The following is a 17,114-nucleotide window of genomic DNA, read 5'->3' on the forward strand; positions in this document are numbered from 1 at the left end:
CGGCGTTAGTCCGGGTCCGGGCACCACTATTTAGAAAAACCAGCCTTAGGGCTGGTTTTTTGCTTTCTGGGGTACCGGACTATCCATCGCACTACACCCCCTATTCCCCCCATCAAAAGCTTCCAACGTTAAACCCTTTCAGGTAGCCTGACCGGCTGGATTTCTCCCAGCGAACATTCGCAGAGATCCTCATGGGCCAGAAATATACGCCATTCACGTCTCTTTCGCGTCGAAAGCGTCGGGCTAAAGCCTTACGAGTCAAAAATCTTATCTATCGTGAACGTGACAGGCTGGGCGGCACCTTCTTTGACGAATGCGACCAGGATGTCGCACTCGCCAGCGGCCACTGGACCTGGAGCGATATTCTCTTTCTCAGTCACGATCCCGCTCTCTTCTGGAACGCAGAGATCGTCACAGCCAATGTGGCTTTTGCCGATGCCGTAGAAGACATCGCTTTCAATGAGGCCCTGTCGAAGTTAGATGCCGCTGAAAAAGATGCCTTAATGCACGTGGATTTCATTCCTGATGCCAGTAGCCAGGGCAAGACATGGCTGCGTAAACCCCAAAGACACTACCCACAGTTTGACGGCTTAACTTTTCATGATTTCGTCGATAAACGGGCGCTGGAAATCGCGCGGGATAATCCGCCAGCCATTTACTGCGGTTACCGCATCTTGCCGGGATATGCTTTCGGGGTGGGTTTGCAGATGGTCGTTGACGCCGACAGGTTAAACCGGGCTGTGATTGAAACTGCCATTGCAGACTTTCGTGCTCGCGGAGAACATAACTGGATGTCTGACGTGCCGGCACATGTCTGTTATTCAGGCCACCCTGTCTGCACATCCCTGAAAATGCAAGAATAAGCCTGCAAGGATCCCCTTCTGGCTACGGGTAACGGCAGCCCAAACATTCGGGCGGTTACGATAAGACACCGTGCATTAGCTCTTGCTGAATCTGTGGGCACCAGCGCCGCAGGTATGCAGAAGAGACGCACACGACGAAGAAACACGTAAGGAGGACATATGAGGTAACTATCCATAACCAGGTACCTGAAATGTCTGTATTTAACACAAGAAAAGATCGTGAACGGAACGGGAAACCAAAACCCCATTGCCACGTTGGCTACCCCGGTTTTGAAGGCAAGATGATGCACCACCGCAATCGCACCGCGGGATGCTGGCCTGACTGGAATGCCCGTCATTGCTCTTCCGCCCGGACACGTATGTTTATAACCCGGCCGCGTCGGGCAAAGGAGTCCGCGGCTATTGCGCGGATCATGAAGGGAGCCGATCCCGATGGTGTGCTGTTCCCTCTTCCTCGTAAACCTTATATCTATTATTACTGAGCATAGCCCCCCTCCTGCGGGGGCTTTTTATCAGAACCGCGCCACCGCACCAGGATGTAAAGACACCAGCCGGGTCAGCCTGCCCTTCAATTAATCATCACCGACGACAGCCGATACCAGCCATCGCTCAGCTTCCCCTCGTTAGCCAGCTGGATACGCGCCTTGTTATTTCTGTCCACCATCGCCACGTCCAGCAGATAGTGCCCTGACGCCAGGTTACGTGGGGTTGCAAGCGGGTATGCCGAGCTATGCTTGCCCGGTAGCCACTGGCGGATATCATCCCCGGCGCTGCCCTGTGCGACGGTATTCCCGCGCGCGTCCTGTAAACGCCAGGCGAGGGTATAGCGCAGATAAATGGGCGCCACCCCATCGTTGGACCATTCGCTGTTGAGCGTAACAGCCTGCCCCGCATGGACGCTCGGCGGATGGGTCAGCGACACGACCCGGAAACGGTAACCGATTTTTGTCAGCGCGTTGTCGAGGATATCGCGATACGCCTGCGGCACCTCGGTGGATTTCAGGTTCAGGGTGCTGGCATGCTGCGCCAGGGCCCAGTCAAAGGTGGCCTGCACCTCTTCCCGGGAATACTTCTGCTCGCTCAGCCACTCCGCCATGTGGCCGCAAATCTCCAGGCTGACGGGGGCTTTTTTCCATGCCTGGTCGAACCCCGGCCAGGCCGTCTCTGCCGCCGTGAGGCGCTCCGGGTAATCATTGCGCATATGGCTCCAGTTGGGGCTAAAGTTGCGCCAGTCGCCCCAGCAGTCAGCACGCCAGCCCGCCCCTCTCTTCACCGCATAGGCCACGGAATCATAGCCGTTGAGCAGCATGATTTTAGGGGTGTCAGGGAAGGCACTGAAGTGCATATCGACATAGCGGTTGAGCAGTTCAGGGGGATAGCGTTCCTGCAACGGCGGCAGGCTCGGGAAATTGCTGTTATGCCACTCTCCCCACGCGCCGACCATCCCAATGTCGATAAAAGCCAGCTCCGGGTTGTTGTTGTAACGCGCGCCAAACGCCTGGAGAAGACGCTGGGCGTAGGCCAGATAGATGGGATCATCCAGATCTGGCACAAAGGTCTTATGATCCGGCGTCCAGGTGCCTTTGATCCCTTTATTGATCAGCCATTGCGGGATCTCTGAACCCGATTCTGGCCCATCGAGGATCATAAACCGCAGTCCGACATTCATTGCTGGCTGCTGCGCAGCCGCAGCGGCAAACCCTTCATCCACCAGCGCAAAGTTATATTGCCCTTCCTGCGGTTCCACTTCGGTCCAGTAATAGCGACGATACTCAAGGCCCGTCGTCGGGTATTGCGCGATGCTTAAGTCCTGATTGTGAAAACGGGCCACGCCAGTGCCCGGGTTGGTCAACAGCCCGCTCATGGCCGGAGGATTCACCCTTTGCAGCGGTTGCGTACTTTCCGCCTTCGCCCATACCGGCGAGAACGCGAGCACCCCGGCGACCAGCAGCAGCAGTCGATTTTTTTTGTATCGCAGCTCCCCTAAGCGCATTAAATACCCCTTACACCCACGCCCTGTAATAACGTCGCAGCTGCCAAGCCCGCGCTGAAGATGACTTCATTGTATTTCATGCGATATATCCCGAACTCACCCATTTCTATTATTTCCTTATATAAGGATTAGACATAGGGTTGTTATACGCAGGAATAATCCCTTCTAACGCGCTAATTATGCATTTTTTATGACAACATCCCTGCACCCTGACCATGGCCCGTACCTGAAGTAAATTTTAATGCTGATACAGACTCTTTGCAAAGTAATGTAAATGCGCTGGAAATAGTGAATGTCTGGATTATCTTGTGATGCCTCTGAACACCTGGACAGCCGCTCATTTCTGGAATGATTAATATTTCCTAATGAGAAGCATGGTAAAATGTTTAATAAAAATAACAGGATAATCAAAAAGCTGTTTTTCCATGAGTCCTGGGACATCATGGTCATTAACAGCAATGGCCAGCACGTTTTCCCGGATAATACGCTGGATATCCTCACAAATAGTAAAGCACAGCAGCTTCATAAAAAATATATCTTCCAGGCCGATCCTTTTATTATTGATAAAGACGATCGGCTGTATGTTTTTTATGAAGCGTTTTCCTTTCTTAACTCGAAGGGGGTGCTGCGCTGCCGTATCCTCAATAACGCACTCGAAGAGATCGAGGACCTGAAGCTGGAAGGATTTGATGATTTGAAATGTCATCTCTCTTTCCCCTTCCTGTTCCAGCTCGACGGTAAACTGTTCATGATCCCCGAGTCGTCAGAACGCAAAGAGGTGATTCTGTTCCAGTCCGTCGATTTCCCCGCGCGCTGGGAAAAGGTCAAAGTTCTGGTCTCCGACTTGGCCGTCACGGATAACGTGGTCTTTGAGTTGAATGGCGTCAGTTACCTGGTCTCAACCACCATGGATAACGAGCTGGTTATTCATACTTCAGAGGGCATTCTGGGCGACTGGAAGCGGATCTCCCCAAACCTGGATGTCTGCAACGTGCATTTCCGCGGGGCCGGGAAGCCGTACTCAATCAACAACAAAACCTACATTTTCACTCAGGAGAGCAATCCTGATGTGTACGGGAAATCCATTTTTATTAAAGAATTGACCAGCTTAACCCCGCATAACTATGAAGAGAAACTGGTAGGGAAAATAAGCGCGTCGATTAATAACAGCGATGGTATTCACACGTTAAACTTTACCGACAACTATATTGTCTATGATACCAAGCACCTGACATTTAGCCTGCTCTCTACGCTTAAAAAGCTGGCGTACAAAATTATGGTTAGCCACCGTAAACGGCTGTTTAACAAAGTGACAATACAGGAAAGTCGCACTACGCTAACCAGAGCGACAAAATAAAACACTGCAAAAGCGCATCTCTGTTCCGGCACATTTTTGTGCCGGCAGTTGCTGGCTTTTTGGGGGATTTATTATGGCAATTCTGGTCACGGGTGGCGCAGGCTATATTGGTTCACATACGGTGTTAACATTACTGGAGAGAGGCGAAGAGGTGGTCGTCATCGATAACCTTTCCAATGCCTCGCAGGAGTCATTAATCCGGGTCGCAGAATTAACGGGTAAAAAGCCGGTGGTCTGTACCGCAGATATTCTGGATCGCGATGCGTTAAAAACGCTTTTCAGGCAACATAACATTACCGACGTTATCCATTTCGCTGGACTTAAATCCGTCTCAGATTCCATTGCACGTCCCCTCGCCTATTATGAAAATAATGTCGTCGGGACCATGGTGCTGTTGGATGAAATGCAGCGTGCGGGCGTACACAGTCTTATTTTCAGCTCATCGGCCACGGTATACGGCAATCCCGAATCGGTTCCGTTAAGCGAGCAGTCGCGAACCGGCGGCACGACCAACCCGTATGGAACGTCGAAGCTGATGGTGGAGCATATTTTACGGGATTACTCCGTTGCCGAGCCGCACTTCAGGATCACCTGCCTGCGCTATTTTAATCCCGTTGGCGCACACCCTTCCGGGCGTCTGGGAGAAGATCCGAACGGTATCCCGAATAATCTTGTGCCCTATATCTCTCAGGTCGCTATCGGCAAGCTGCCATGCCTGACCGTCTTTGGGGATGATTATCCGACGCCGGACGGCACCGGCGTGCGCGACTATATTCACGTGATGGATCTCGCCCATGGTCACCTGGCCGCACTGGATCATAAAGCCGATGGCGAGGCGTTTAAGGCCATCAATCTCGGGACCGGGGTGGGCTATTCGGTGATTGATCTGATTAAGGCCTTTGAAAAAGCTGCCCAGACCAAAATCAATTACCGGGTGGTCGGCAGACGTTCCGGCGACGTGGCAGAGTGCTGGTCAGATTCTTCGCTCGCACGTCAGCATCTGGGATGGCAGGCCACGCGCAATCTGGAGGAGATGATGCGCGATGCCTGGAACTGGCAGAAGAACAATCCCGGCGGCTACAGCGCCTGAGACAGGGCAAGGCAAGGCAAACAGGAGCCCGCATCCGGCACCCGTTAGCTACTGGTATTTCAGGTTGAGCCACCAGTCCCAAATCCCGACGTGAAAGTGCTGGAAGATGTCTATTCCCAGCGCGGATTTGATCATATACAGCGTCAGCAGCACGCAACACAGCAAGAACAGCGTGGCGAACAGGATAAGAAAGGTCACCACGATCCGCGACAGCTTCGACTCCGGGCGCGAGCGGGCGCGCAGATCCCGCCCCAGTAAGAACACCATATAGAGGCGTTTGCCGAAGAAAGGAAAACTTTTACGGATGTCGATCCGGTGCCGCGTTGCCAGGGTAATCGAGACAATCGCGTTCTCGATCTCCTCTTTTTGCTCCGGGGTCAGTTGGGCACTCACGTCCTTATCAAGAACTTCATAAAAACGATCGATAACAATCGGGTGTCTGGTGTTACTGGTCAAATTTAACCTATTGTTTTATCTAATCTATGGTAAATGGACACGGTTTTTCTGGCGATTTCATCCCAGTTGTAACGCTGTAAAAAATCGCCGTAATCAATCCGGGGCGCGTTCGCCCAACGGGTCATTTTATCGGCCAAATCAGCGACATTACCCAGCTTAAAACTGGTCTCAGCCGGTAAGCCGACCTCAAGGTTCGGCAAAATATCGCTTACCACCACCGGGAGGGAGAATGACATCGCCTCCAGCAGCGCAATGGGCAATCCCTCATGGTAAGAGGGCATCACAAACAGCGAGGCCTGCGAAAAAACGACCTGCAGCGCCTCACCTTTTAAAAAGCCGGTCATGACAACGCCCGGCGTCTTAAACGCCAGCTGCTTCAGGTGGATGCTGTACTCCGTGTCATGATCCGCATCCCCGACCAACACCAGCGGCAGGGTCAGGCCCGATTGCTGGTAAGCGGCGATGGCATCATGCATCCCCTTCTCTTCCACGAATCGCCCGACCATCACGATATAGCGCCTGGGCTGTAACTCATAACGCCCGAGGATCCTGTCGATGGTCTCGTCAGCCAGTGGCTCCGGCACGTTAACACCGTTATAGACCAGATGCGCGTCGTAGCGATGATATTTCTGCTGGATCAGCTGGTTGATCACCTCAGAAATCACAATCACTTCGTGGGCATACTTCACCGCCATTTTCTCGCCGAGCATCAGGATTTTTTTCGCCATCTGGCCCCACTTCTGGCGCTCGTAGTCCGGCCCATGGTGGGTAAAGACCACACGTTTGCCCATCAGGCGTAACAACGGCACCACCAGGCCAGGTCCGATGGCGTGAACATGCACAATATCGGATCGGTCAACAAATGTCCTCAACGCAGCAATAACAGAATGCACGATGGCTTCGAAACTGCGTTTTTTGGGTGCCCAGATCGCCAGCGTCTCGACATTTTTATAGCTCGAGCGGCGATAAGGCACATAAGGTGACCGGGCAATCACGCAAATCTCCACGTCATATTGCTGCCGGATAGCCGGGTACAAATTCTGACAATGGGTTTCAACACCGCCTAACACATCGGGGATCCCGCGCGTACCCAACACTGTGATTTTTTTTGGCATATTATGGCCTGGCGAGCAGCTCGCGATAGAGCGACAGCAACGTGTCCATGTGCTTGCGCAGTGAGTATTTCTGGCACAGCCGTACCCGGCCTTTCAGCCCCATCTCATGGGCCTGCGCCGGGTTTTCCGCCATCACGTCCAGCGCATCGGCCAGATCCTGAGCGTTGCCAGGTTCAAACAGCAATCCTTCCACACCGTGACGTATCTGCTCCGGGATCCCGCCAATGCGTGCTCCCACCACTGCCCGGGCGAAGGACATCGCCTCCAGCACCGCCATGGAGCAGTTTTCATAACACTCTGACGGCAGCACCACGGCCCGGGCATTTTGGATCAACGCATCCAGCGCCGGGCCTTGTTGCACATAGCCGAGGAACTCTGCGTTGGGATAGTCCACCACCATCTCGTCATACAGCGGCCCGTGGCCGACAATTTTTAAGGGGATGTTATTACGCATTAACTGATGCGCCCGGGCCAGGGTCGGAACCCCTTTCTCCCGGCTCAGTCGCCCGACGTACAGCAGATAACCTTGATCCGTGCCGGCTTCCGGGGTGTGGCTGTCGTCGATACCGTTCACAATCACATCGATGCGGGAGTCCGGCAGCGAGCGTTTCAGCTCGTTACGCAGAAACTCGCTCGGCGAGACAATCACGTCCAGCGCCTGATAATTTTGCGCGATGTACTGCCAGGTCGCCTCCAGCGACAGCAGCAGGCTCTTCGCCGCCGAGCCTTCCTGGCAGCGATAGCGAAACGCATTAAACACGCTGCCCGTGACGCACGCATCACACACTTTGCCGTCGCGCAGCATCGAGTACGACGGGCACATAATCTTATAGTCGTGGGCGGTCAGGACGGTTTTGCAGCCGAAATCCCGGGCGACCTTGATCAGGGCCGGCGTCAGCTGGTGATAGATATTGTGGAAATGGACGATCTCCGGGCGCGTCTGCTCCATCAGCGCCCGCATTTTTTTACAGGCCTCCCGGTTGTGAATAAAGTTGATAGCGGTCTTCGCCCCCGCCAGCAGGCCTCCCCCGTTGTGGTAATCAACATTGCTGACGAAGTGGTCGGCATACGCCGAGGGGAAGTTCTTCTCATGCTGCATGGAGAAATCGATCACCTCCACACCGGCCTCTTTCAGCATGTTGCGTTCCTGAAAATAGACCGTCTCCGCTCCTCCCTTGATAAAGAAGAACTTATTCACCAGTAAGACTTTCATTACTCTACCTGTTCATGAATAACTTTATTATCCGGCGGGATCCGGGGATCGCGCTGCGGGCGGAAAAGGCCTTTTATCAGCCCGGCAGAGAGCACGGCGAGGTTAATCACGCTGTTCAAGCCGTTTTTTAACGAGCGGTTGCGAATGGTTTTTAGCAGAATAAAGGCCAGCAGCGGCAGCAGCGCGATATCAATCAGGCTGACGTCGAAGGTGAAAAAGGCAATCACCACGATGAGAATGTAACTCGCAAAGATCACTTCGTTTTTCACCATCATCAGCGCATCGCGGAACCAGGGTTTACCCCATGCACTGCGCAGCAGCTCGCCGGGTGCCTGATGGAAGCCGCTCTTCCAGCGATAGCGCAGCATTCTGAAGGTCGGCATCGTATAAGAGGTATGCCGGAAATAGGGCACGTTCAGGCGATGCAGTTTATAGCCCGCGGCCAGCAGACGAATACCTAACTCCGCCTCTTCATAGGCGTGCAGGCTGCGATTGGTCAGATAGCCGATATCGGCGATGGCCGACAGACGGTACAGACCGCCGCCGCCCAGATGGTCGCTGTCGCCCAGCGGGTAGATTTTATTAATGCGCTGCTTGCGGGAGGTAAATTCATAGTTTGAGGCGTCGTCCATCTCCACCGTACCGGCCACGCCAGCGTACGTTGGGTTGTTCTGCAGAAACGTCACCGCATGATCGATAAAACCTGGCTCCAGCTCCATATCGCCATCCATCAGCAGGATGAACTCCCCTTCGCTGTGAAGGTAGCCCAACTGATGTCCAACACCGCAGCAGCGGTCTGTCGGCTCGGTTAACGACACCACCATCACCCCTTTATCGCTGGCCAGTTGCTGGGTGTTATCCGTTGAGAGACTGTCGGCCACAATAATCTTATGCGGATACTCACCGATCTGGCGGCGAATACTGTCGATGGTTTTCTCAATACATTCGGCTTCGTTAAAGGTTTTGATACTTACGGTAATAAACGGTTTGTACATCAATAAAGCCCCGTATAACGGCGTACGGTCCGGCGAATAATCAAACTGGAACCTAACGACATGTAAAACAACAACTGCAACATCGGCGTAATCATCAGTATCTGGCTGTAGGGCAGGCTGAGCAGACAGGCGATGGCGAAGACGTTAAACGCCGGGGCAAAGCTCAGCAGCTGCACGTCCGGCTTATCAAGCTGCTCAACCGACAGCAGCGGCTGAGGCCGGACCGCCTTCAGGATGTAGATAAACAAGCCCACAAACAGCAACGTCCCCACAATGCCCACTTCCCATAACAACATACTCAGGGACGTACTATCGAGATACAGGTTGTAGTATTGATGCAGGAAGCCCGGAGAGACGGAGCTGCCGCTGTTGGTGGCGTTCAGACCGTAGCCGAACAGCGTTCCCGGTAGCCCGGACAGATCGTTATGCTGTGCCCAGAACAGCAGAGAGGTAAATCGTCCCACCTCCCCGCCAGGCGTAATAAAATCGGGATCGAAGATGTAGCTCATGGAGTCGAGGAAGACCACAAAGGGGTTCTCCGCCGTGTCCACGCCATAGGCCGAGGTGTAAGTATAGGCCAGCGCGACGACCGCCAGCACGATCAGCAGCGCCATGCCGAGCAGAATAGAGAGCAGCACGGCCAGGTTAACTTTACTCGCCTCTTTGACCCAGGAGGGGGTCAGCCACACCCAGCCCAGCAGCAGGGGCGACAGCAGGATCACGAATTTGACTTCGCCAATGATGCACATCACAAACCCCAGCACGATATGCAGCGCCATGGATTTGAAGCTGGTCAGCCCATGCTTATATTCCGAGACTTTCAGCAGCATGATCAGCAGACAAAACAGCCCCATGGCGGCTGTATTGCCGCCACCCATAGGATCGCCGCCAAAGGTCCCCACCACGGAGTCCCATTTTTCCGCCTCGCCGCGCAGCGCTACGCGCTCCGGCAGGACAAAAATCAGCTGGTAAATCGCCACCGGGAACTGGATGTAAAAGACCCAGTACAGCGCCCGGGTCACCTGATAGATCTGCGATTCCCGACAGAACCCCAGCAGCAGGCAGAGCATCACCAGCGACAGACCAATCTCATTCTTGAATCCGATAAGGGTAATCAGCGCCCCGCCCTGGAAGAGGGTCGAAATACCGGACAGCACGATAAAGGCGCCATACAGCGTCAGGATAATCGTCTCCTGGGCATCCATCCGCACGGGTTCATCGCGGCTCTGCAGCACCAGAAAACCGGCCATGATCAGCGTCATGACAAAGGGCAGCCACAGCACCGCCAGCTCCCCCGTGAAATACTGCACCAGCCCGCAGAAGATCAGGGTCAGCAGTGCGAGGCTTTGTAAATAATGTCCGGTATTAAGATTCATGATGTCACTGACCCGTTTTTCAGAATGTCGGCGCGCTTGTTCACCTTCAGGTAGATAAAGGCGTAGCGGATAAACGTCAGAATCGAAAATAAGATGATGGATGTCGCGTAGTCATTGTAAAAATAGGGCACAACGACAAAAGCGATCACCACGATCGCCAGTTGCTCAAGCTGGATCCGCAGGAAATAGCGGTACGAGCCGAAGATCAGCTCTATGACCGTCAGCGGACAGACCGCCAGCGCCGGGAACAGGTACGGCAGCATATAGCGCGAGGTTGGCACGGAGGCGATCCACTCCTCGCTGAACCCCAGATTCATCACAATCGGGTAGAAGATAAACACGCCCAGCGTGCAGATCACACCCAGCACCAGCAGCAGCAGACGGACCTTTGTGTACTCTTCGTAATTGAAGACGTTGTTTCTGAAATCAATCGACCATTTCGAGAAGATAGTATTGCGCACCGCATTGCCGACAATCACCACCGGGGCCAGACAGAAACGGCTGACCACCGAAAAGTAACCCGCCGTTAAGGCCGAGAACCAGAAGTTGATCAGCATAATCGGCAGATTGTTGTTCGCCATCGCCAGCACTTCGGCACTGCCCACCTTCGTGACGTGATGAATATTTTTTTTCAGAAACGCCAGATTACTGGAGAGCCGCAGGTGATGCAGGGTGATGGAGCGAATATCAAAGGCCCGCAGGATGCAGGCGCTGGTCAGCGCCATCATCAGGATCGCCCACATCCAGTAAAAAGCCATCACCTGGCGGGTGAGCAGGACCGACACCACCACCACGACCGAGACGGAAATGCGCTGCACCACCAGAAAACGGAAGTTTGCCGTGCGCAGCGACAGGTTTTCTGCCACCAGCACCCAGGTATTCGAGAGCGTAAGCAGATAAAGAAACAGCATATTCTGATGAAACAACCAGCCCGTCAGCACGGCATAGGGAACAGCAATCGTCAGGCTTTGCAGAAGACAAAACACCACGTTCTGCGCCAGCTCGTCATCCTGCTGCCGGGGAATCAACAGCTGCGAGGCAAAGGTACACACCTGTGCCCCGATCAGGGCGATACTGTAGTTGAGCGCGTAAAGCCCCACTTCGCCAAGATCGTACTTATGCGAAATGAGCCAGATCGACAGGGCGCCAATCAGTTGTGAAATAACTGATGAGCCCGCGATCGTGGAGGCGCTCCTGAGTAAACTCATGCCCGGCCTGTGTTATTCATCAGTTCATGGGTATGGTAATTAAGTGAACGCAGCCCCTCTTTGCTCTCCAGATTTTTATCCACCACCTGATTCAGCACCCCGCCAATGACCACGCAGCGATCGCTGGCCACTTTATCAACGGCTTGTGCGAGGGTGTCGGCACGGTTCTGGCCCGCTTTCAGAACGAAGAGCAGCCCGTCCGTCACCTGGCTCACCAGCTGCACCTCCTGACTCTGGTTAACCGCGGCCGCATCAATGATGATGCGCTGATAACGGCTGCGCAGCGTATCGAGCAGCGGTTTCAGGCGTTCAGGCGACAGCAGCAGCAGCGCGGAGACCGGGGTATTACCGCGCGGCAGGAAGTCGAGCTTATCGTTAACCTTCACCAGGACCGTGTCAGTGTCGCCCTCACCGCGTAGCACTTCTGCCACGCCCGGTGCTTTCGGGGAGGCCAGCTCGCCCGACAGTCCGTCATTGTTGAAGAAGTCCATATCGATAAGCAGGGTTTTCTGATCGAAGCTAAAGGAGTTCGCCAGCAGGTTCGCCAGCAGTGACCGCCCCTCGCCCGCTTCCGCCGACGTCACGGCGATGACCTGCAACGGATGGCTGTTCAGCATGATCTGCGTGCGTATGCTATGAATGATGTCGGCATTCAGCGGATCGCTGGTCATCAGGTCGCGGATTTTGCCCCGTCCTCCCACGCCTTTGAAACGGCGGATTTCACCCAGCGGCATGAGGTTAAGCCGTTTCTGCATCTGGCTGAGGGTATTCACTGACCGATCCGTCGCGGCTTTCACCATGATGTACATCACGTAGAAGAGCATCACCAGCAGCACGATCATCAGCATCAGCAGCGGTTTGTTCGGCTTCACTGGACGCGCGGCGGGCACGGCCGGATCGTAGATCTCCGCGTCGGCATCGGTATAGGTGCCCGGCAGCGTCAGCTCCTGCGTACGCTGGTAGATCACCTTGTACATCTCTTCCGTTTTATCCAGCGCCAGCTTCAGCTCGTTGTAGCCATCACGCTTCATCGACAGCCTCTGGAAGTTCGCTCTCTGTTCATCCAGCTGCTTCTGGTAATTTTTTTCATCCGCCAGCGCCGCTTCGTAGTTCTGGCGTAATCCGGCCTGCTGTTCTCGCAGCGTCATCGCCGTTTGCGCCTGGATTGCGCTGATACGCGCCCGCGCCTGGATCACTTTGTCGTGCTGTGGCCCGTACGTTTTCTCCAGTTGAGAAAGCTCGCTGTTTGCCTGGATCAACGCAATGCGTAAATCCTGGATCTGGGCATGATTTGAAATCGACGGCAGCGAGATGACGTTACCGCTACCGGAACGCACTTCGTTATAGAGAGATTCCGCGGCTACCCGGCGTTCGGTAGCATTCGCCAGCCGGTTAGTGACAATACCCATCTGTTCGGTTTCAAAACCGTCAACGCCACGGAAGGTCAGTAACCCCGCTTTTGCCAGATAGTTATCCAGCGCCGTTTTTTGCTGGATCATCTGCTCCTTGAGCAGCGCTAGCTTGTGCTGGGTATCTTCGCTGGCCTGCCGCGTTTTCTCTTGCTTCAGCCCTAAGCTGTAACTGATAAAGGATTCGGCCACCCCGTTAGCTATGTCTGCCGACAGCTGCGGCGAGGTTGACTCATACGAGACGGTGGCCAGATGGGTGGTACGCACGCTGTTAATGGTGAGGTTTTTGTTCAGCGTCTTCAGCGCATTTTCGATCCGCTGCTGCTCGTTCTCTTTCCCCGCTGCGCCGTCGTCGTTACCGTTGAACGCTGGATTTTGGTCCAGCTTCATGGTGCGAACCGCCTGCTCCAGCACAACGCGCGACTGCATCAGCGCGTTTTGGGTTTCGTAATAACCATTACGGGTTGAGTCGTACCCCTCTACCTTCTGGAAAGGGGTCACATTGTCGGGCTGGGCTTTGAGCAGGACCGTGGCAGTAGAGACATATTTTGACGGCATTAAACTCATTAGTGGCCAGGCAATCGCCCCGGCAATGATGCCGGAGAGAAGGATTTTCCAGGAGTTCTTTTTAATTTCACTGGCAAATCTGGAGATATCGATAGCGCTTTCTCGTTTTTTGCCATTTTCCACTATTGATAGTTTCATGGTCAGAAGAACCCTATGCCAATAATTACGAGATCACCGGGGAGCACGGAGTGAGTCACATCAACATTTTCGAGTAACTCGCCAGTGGATGATTGTCGAATACTGAGATCGCTGCGGTCTGCACGGTCGGTATATCCCCCGCCTAACGCAATCGCTTTTTCCACGGTCAGCCCCGGTTCATAGGCATAACCATTAGGATTCTCGATCTCACCAGAGATATAGAATTTGCGGAATTCAGCAATATTCACCGTCACCATGGGATTGAGCACAAACCCTTTTTGCAGGCGTTGCGTAATCTCTGCATCGACCTGACTGGCGGTTTTGCCCTTTAATTCCAGCTTGCCAATATAGGGGTAATTAATAGCCCCACTATTATCAAGTACTACTTTCATGGTCAGGTCAGGTTGACCGGCAACGTTAATGTTGACGGTATCACCGGCCCCGAGTAAATAATTTGCTGTATCAACCACGCTATTGTCCATTAGCGTCGGCTGCGTTGATTTGCAGCCGGCGAAAACAATGCTGAGGAGTAAAAATGCGCACAGTTTCATTATTTTCATTTTAAATCTGAACCTTAGCTGTAAGCATAATCAAAGATTGATCATAGCCCAACGTTTCGGTCACTACGCGATCGTCGTTGGGGCCGATGGTAAAGGTATCTGTATCTTTATTAGACTTAAGCGTATCAAGATGATATTCCACACCAAAGTTAATCGATGGTGTGAGGTCATAACCTACGATAAAAGAAAAAACGCCATTCTTGTCGTGACGATCTTTGTCCTGATCTTTGTAGTCTTCCGTGATGTATGCATAATCAAGCAACGTCGTTAAGCGGTCATTCATCCAGAGATGTTTGTAGGAGACGCCGTATTCCGTCACTAAATTATATCCGCCAGCTTCGGAGGGATCTTTAATACTTTGGGATGTTCTTAACGTAAAAATTGACTGTTGAAGAGGTCGCCACTCACCCAGAATATCCCAGTTAATCCCGTTGAAATCCTTCGAACCGGGGTTATTTTCAAACGTTTTATAGAGCCACGACACGTTTGCGTCGACGTTTGTTTTGCCCGTTACTTGCGACTGAATCCCATAACGCAAATAATATTCATTACTGTCTTTTTCTGACGCATGGCCATAACGAAACTGGTTGGTAATAAAACTATAGCGAAAACGCGTCTTAGATGTGTACTGATCGAAAATTTCTGCAATGAGGGTATTTTCGTCCCACTCCTGCTCCCTGATATACTGCGCGAAGTCCTCCTCCTTGCTTTCAACCTGGCCGGTATTGCCAAAGGTCCACTCACGGTGCATCAGTGCCAGGTCAGCCCGCCCACGTCCGTTCGGTGCGCCATAACTATAGCGTAGCTCGCTGTTAAACAGATTGGTGGTTAAGGGTGACGTGACGCCAAATTGCCGGAATTGTTCAGGCAGGAACCCCTCCGTCACGCCACGCCCGCGCTCCTCATGGCCGAGCGAATCTTCCAGTTTCAGGCTCAGGCCGTGCATCAGACCAAAACGCCAGTCCCCGTTAAAGCGGAAAACGTGATCGTCATAATCGTCCGTAGAATCGCTGGAGTAGTGACGATAATCCCCGGAGTACATCAACAGGTACTTATCCTGCCCACGCTCGCCGTTCAGGCTTATAACGGGCTTCAGCCCCTGAAAGTCGGAGCCTTTGGCGTCGCTATCGTGATGCTGGAAGGTCACGTTATCGTTATGCCCATAATCCACACCCACGTGGCTTTGAAAGTCGATGCCTGCCCAGCCAATGTGTGATTTTGGTGTTAAATCTGCCAGAGCGACCGGAGACGCTATAATCCCAGCGATAATAATAATTTTAGTATGCATTCTTACCGACAAATCCCTTAAAAATGGTTTTAATGATGATTTTTATATCTAACCAAAAGGACCAGTTCTGAATATATTCAATGTCGTACTGGACTCGCTTTTCCATTTTATATAGCGCATCAATTTCGCCACGATAGCCATTAATTTGCGCTAAACCTGTGATCCCAGGCTTTACTTTGTGGCGAATCATGTAATTTTCGACTTGCTTACGGTAAAGCTCATTGTGCGCCACGGCGTGCGGTCGTGGACCGACAATAGACATATTCCCCTGTATCACATTAATGAACTGCGGCAGTTCATCCAGAGATGTCCGACGTAAGAATGCGCCAAAGCGGGTGACGCGAGGGTCGTCTCGTGTCGCCTGAACCACCTTGTCGGTGTTTTCCATCACCTTCATCGTCCGAAACTTCCAGACTTTAATCTTCTGCCCGCTCAGGCCATAGCGATCCTGTTTGAAGAAAACAGGCCCACGTGAAGTGAGTTTGATACCGATGGCAATAGCGATCATTAACACGACAATCATTACCATAATCACGCTGCCCAAAACCAGATCTTCTGCGCGTTTAATAATCGATCCACCGCCATCCAGCGGGGAGGTAAAGATGCCGATGGTCTGCAGGTTGTGGATGGAACGGATCTGGGAGGTGTTGGTGCTGTAGGCGTAAAAGTCCGGCACGATATAGGTATCCACGGTGGTGTCGGACATCATCGCCAGAAAATGGCGGATGCGCTCCAGCGCCACCATCGGCAGGGCAATATAGATTTCATCGACTCTGCCAGCATTGGCTTCTTCAACCAGCTTGATCACCGTTCCGTTATAGGGGCTGGTAATTTTGGTGGCCAGCTCGCCCAGACGCTCCGGGCCGCGTTCATCGTAGAAGGCAAGCTCCAGCTGGACGTCGGCATACTCCAGGCGCAGCGCCCGCTCCGCCGCCAGGCCGTTATCGGTAATCCCGATGATCGCCACCCTTATTTTCTTTTTCGCTGACAGCTTGAAAATAATCAGACGAACCACGTACAGGAAAATGACCGGTGAGGCATACCAGAGCGGCATGGCAGGAATATTGCGCACATCGATAAAGCTGACGTAGCCCAGGGCGTATAATTTCGCGACCAGCAGACGCACCATGCCGATAAAAAGAATGGCAAAGAAAGCCGTCAAAAACAGACGTCTTTGATTTCGCAACTTATTGTTTTTAGGTCGATAAAGATAGCACTGCGTGTATTCACCAAACAGCAAAAAGGCGGTTGAGTACAATAAGCTGATCAGAATTACAGTATCGAACGACTCCATTTCCAATACCCATCCACTCAGGATTAAAATTAAATTAATTGAGAAGAAATCAATTAATTTAATGAATACTGAGTAACTTCCATGGGTGATCTTTTGCGAATTTCTCAGCATGTCCAGACCTACTTAGAATGAGTCTCGGTATTATTTTTTTGTGCTGTGGCACCAAGGGATATATTTAAAAAAGGTAAAATG

The 17,114-nt window shown here is 52.8% G+C and carries 14 protein-coding genes; 3 read left to right on the forward strand and 11 right to left on the reverse strand.

Going from position 1 to position 17,114, the window contains the following annotated elements; all coding sequences use genetic code 11:
* Positions 1-191: 191 nt before the first annotated feature.
* Positions 192-863, forward strand: coding sequence for a hypothetical protein (locus ACF8PE_RS15050; RefSeq protein ID WP_392495040.1), 672 nt, complete (start codon positions 192-194; stop codon positions 861-863).
* 568 nt (positions 864-1,431) lie between these two features.
* Here the strand turns inward: ACF8PE_RS15050 and ACF8PE_RS15055 are convergent.
* Positions 1,432-2,856 carry a DUF4832 domain-containing protein gene (locus ACF8PE_RS15055; protein ID WP_317519074.1) on the reverse strand — a complete coding sequence of 475 codons (1,425 nt, stop codon included), beginning with the start codon at positions 2,854-2,856 and terminating at the stop codon, positions 1,432-1,434.
* Positions 2,857-3,238: 382 nt separating this feature from the next.
* On the opposite strand from ACF8PE_RS15055, the gene ACF8PE_RS15060 reads away from it, so the two are divergent.
* Positions 3,239-4,213 (forward strand): hypothetical protein, encoded by a 975-nt coding sequence (locus tag ACF8PE_RS15060; RefSeq protein WP_225317022.1) that lies wholly within the window; start codon positions 3,239-3,241, stop codon positions 4,211-4,213.
* A 73-nt stretch (positions 4,214-4,286) separates the two neighbouring features.
* The gene (gene galE / locus ACF8PE_RS15065) at positions 4,287-5,303 is read left to right on the forward strand and encodes a UDP-glucose 4-epimerase GalE (RefSeq protein ID WP_317519075.1); all 1,017 of its coding nucleotides are present in this window, start codon (positions 4,287-4,289) and stop codon (positions 5,301-5,303) included.
* 48 nt (positions 5,304-5,351) lie between these two features.
* Here galE and ACF8PE_RS15070 read toward each other — a convergent pair whose 3' ends face one another.
* From ACF8PE_RS15070 to ACF8PE_RS15115, 10 genes are read right to left on the reverse strand one after another with little or no spacing between them, the layout of a single operon-like run.
* The gene (locus ACF8PE_RS15070) at positions 5,352-5,759 is read right to left on the reverse strand and encodes a hypothetical protein (RefSeq protein ID WP_077226960.1); all 408 of its coding nucleotides are present in this window, start codon (positions 5,757-5,759) and stop codon (positions 5,352-5,354) included.
* A 2-nt stretch (positions 5,760-5,761) separates the two neighbouring features.
* Positions 5,762-6,874 carry a glycosyltransferase family 4 protein gene (locus ACF8PE_RS15075; protein ID WP_032616132.1) on the reverse strand — a complete coding sequence of 371 codons (1,113 nt, stop codon included), beginning with the start codon at positions 6,872-6,874 and terminating at the stop codon, positions 5,762-5,764.
* 1 nt (position 6,875) lies between these two features.
* Positions 6,876-8,087 carry a glycosyltransferase family 4 protein gene (locus tag ACF8PE_RS15080; protein WP_059308916.1) on the reverse strand — a complete coding sequence of 404 codons (1,212 nt, stop codon included), beginning with the start codon at positions 8,085-8,087 and terminating at the stop codon, positions 6,876-6,878.
* Positions 8,087-9,085 (reverse strand): glycosyltransferase family 2 protein, encoded by a 999-nt coding sequence (locus ACF8PE_RS15085; RefSeq protein ID WP_098946280.1) that lies wholly within the window; start codon positions 9,083-9,085, stop codon positions 8,087-8,089. The genes ACF8PE_RS15080 and ACF8PE_RS15085 overlap by 1 nt, the downstream gene beginning before the upstream one ends.
* Complete coding sequence (locus ACF8PE_RS15090; RefSeq protein WP_032616125.1) at positions 9,082-10,458, reverse strand: hypothetical protein; 1,377 nt, start codon at positions 10,456-10,458, stop codon at positions 9,082-9,084. Before ACF8PE_RS15090 ends, ACF8PE_RS15085 begins: the two co-directional genes overlap by 4 nt.
* Positions 10,455-11,666, reverse strand: coding sequence for a lipopolysaccharide biosynthesis protein (locus ACF8PE_RS15095; protein WP_392495041.1), 1,212 nt, complete (start codon positions 11,664-11,666; stop codon positions 10,455-10,457). The genes ACF8PE_RS15090 and ACF8PE_RS15095 overlap by 4 nt, the downstream gene beginning before the upstream one ends.
* On the reverse strand, positions 11,663-13,780 hold the full coding sequence (locus ACF8PE_RS15100) for a polysaccharide biosynthesis tyrosine autokinase (protein WP_032616120.1): 2,118 nt from the start codon (positions 13,778-13,780) through the stop codon (positions 11,663-11,665). The genes ACF8PE_RS15095 and ACF8PE_RS15100 overlap by 4 nt, the downstream gene beginning before the upstream one ends.
* A 2-nt stretch (positions 13,781-13,782) precedes the next feature.
* Positions 13,783-14,340 (reverse strand): polysaccharide biosynthesis/export family protein, encoded by a 558-nt coding sequence (locus tag ACF8PE_RS15105; protein WP_032616118.1) that lies wholly within the window; start codon positions 14,338-14,340, stop codon positions 13,783-13,785.
* A gap of 1 nt (position 14,341) precedes the next feature.
* Positions 14,342-15,628, reverse strand: a complete 1,287-nt coding sequence (locus ACF8PE_RS15110; protein ID WP_392495042.1) for an outer membrane beta-barrel protein — start codon at positions 15,626-15,628, stop codon at positions 14,342-14,344.
* Positions 15,618-17,033: an undecaprenyl-phosphate glucose phosphotransferase gene (locus ACF8PE_RS15115; protein WP_032616113.1), complete on the reverse strand. Its 1,416-nt coding sequence runs from the start codon at positions 17,031-17,033 to the stop codon at positions 15,618-15,620. The genes ACF8PE_RS15110 and ACF8PE_RS15115 overlap by 11 nt, the downstream gene beginning before the upstream one ends.
* Positions 17,034-17,114 lie beyond the last annotated feature (81 nt).

The sequence above is a fragment of the Leclercia sp. GLN_9 genome (assembly GCF_043105735.1).
Lineage (GTDB): Bacteria > Pseudomonadota > Gammaproteobacteria > Enterobacterales > Enterobacteriaceae > Enterobacter > Enterobacter adecarboxylatus.

Coding starts and splice junctions, on each gene's coding strand:
- ACF8PE_RS15050 (WP_392495040.1), top strand. CDS start 192: ATGGGCCAGAAATATACGCCATTCACGTCTCTTTCGCGTCGAAAGCGT.
- ACF8PE_RS15055 (WP_317519074.1), bottom strand. CDS start 2,856: ATGCGCTTAGGGGAGCTGCGATACAAAAAAAATCGACTGCTGCTGCTG.
- ACF8PE_RS15080 (WP_059308916.1), bottom strand. CDS start 8,087: ATGAAAGTCTTACTGGTGAATAAGTTCTTCTTTATCAAGGGAGGAGCG.
- ACF8PE_RS15105 (WP_032616118.1), bottom strand. CDS start 14,340: ATGAAAATAATGAAACTGTGCGCATTTTTACTCCTCAGCATTGTTTTC.
- ACF8PE_RS15060 (WP_225317022.1), top strand. CDS start 3,239: ATGTTTAATAAAAATAACAGGATAATCAAAAAGCTGTTTTTCCATGAG.
- ACF8PE_RS15090 (WP_032616125.1), bottom strand. CDS start 10,458: ATGAATCTTAATACCGGACATTATTTACAAAGCCTCGCACTGCTGACC.
- ACF8PE_RS15115 (WP_032616113.1), bottom strand. CDS start 17,033: ATGCTGAGAAATTCGCAAAAGATCACCCATGGAAGTTACTCAGTATTC.
- ACF8PE_RS15100 (WP_032616120.1), bottom strand. CDS start 13,780: ATGAAACTATCAATAGTGGAAAATGGCAAAAAACGAGAAAGCGCTATC.
- ACF8PE_RS15075 (WP_032616132.1), bottom strand. CDS start 6,874: ATGCCAAAAAAAATCACAGTGTTGGGTACGCGCGGGATCCCCGATGTG.
- ACF8PE_RS15110 (WP_392495042.1), bottom strand. CDS start 15,628: ATGCATACTAAAATTATTATTATCGCTGGGATTATAGCGTCTCCGGTC.
- galE (WP_317519075.1), top strand. CDS start 4,287: ATGGCAATTCTGGTCACGGGTGGCGCAGGCTATATTGGTTCACATACG.
- ACF8PE_RS15095 (WP_392495041.1), bottom strand. CDS start 11,666: ATGAGTTTACTCAGGAGCGCCTCCACGATCGCGGGCTCATCAGTTATT.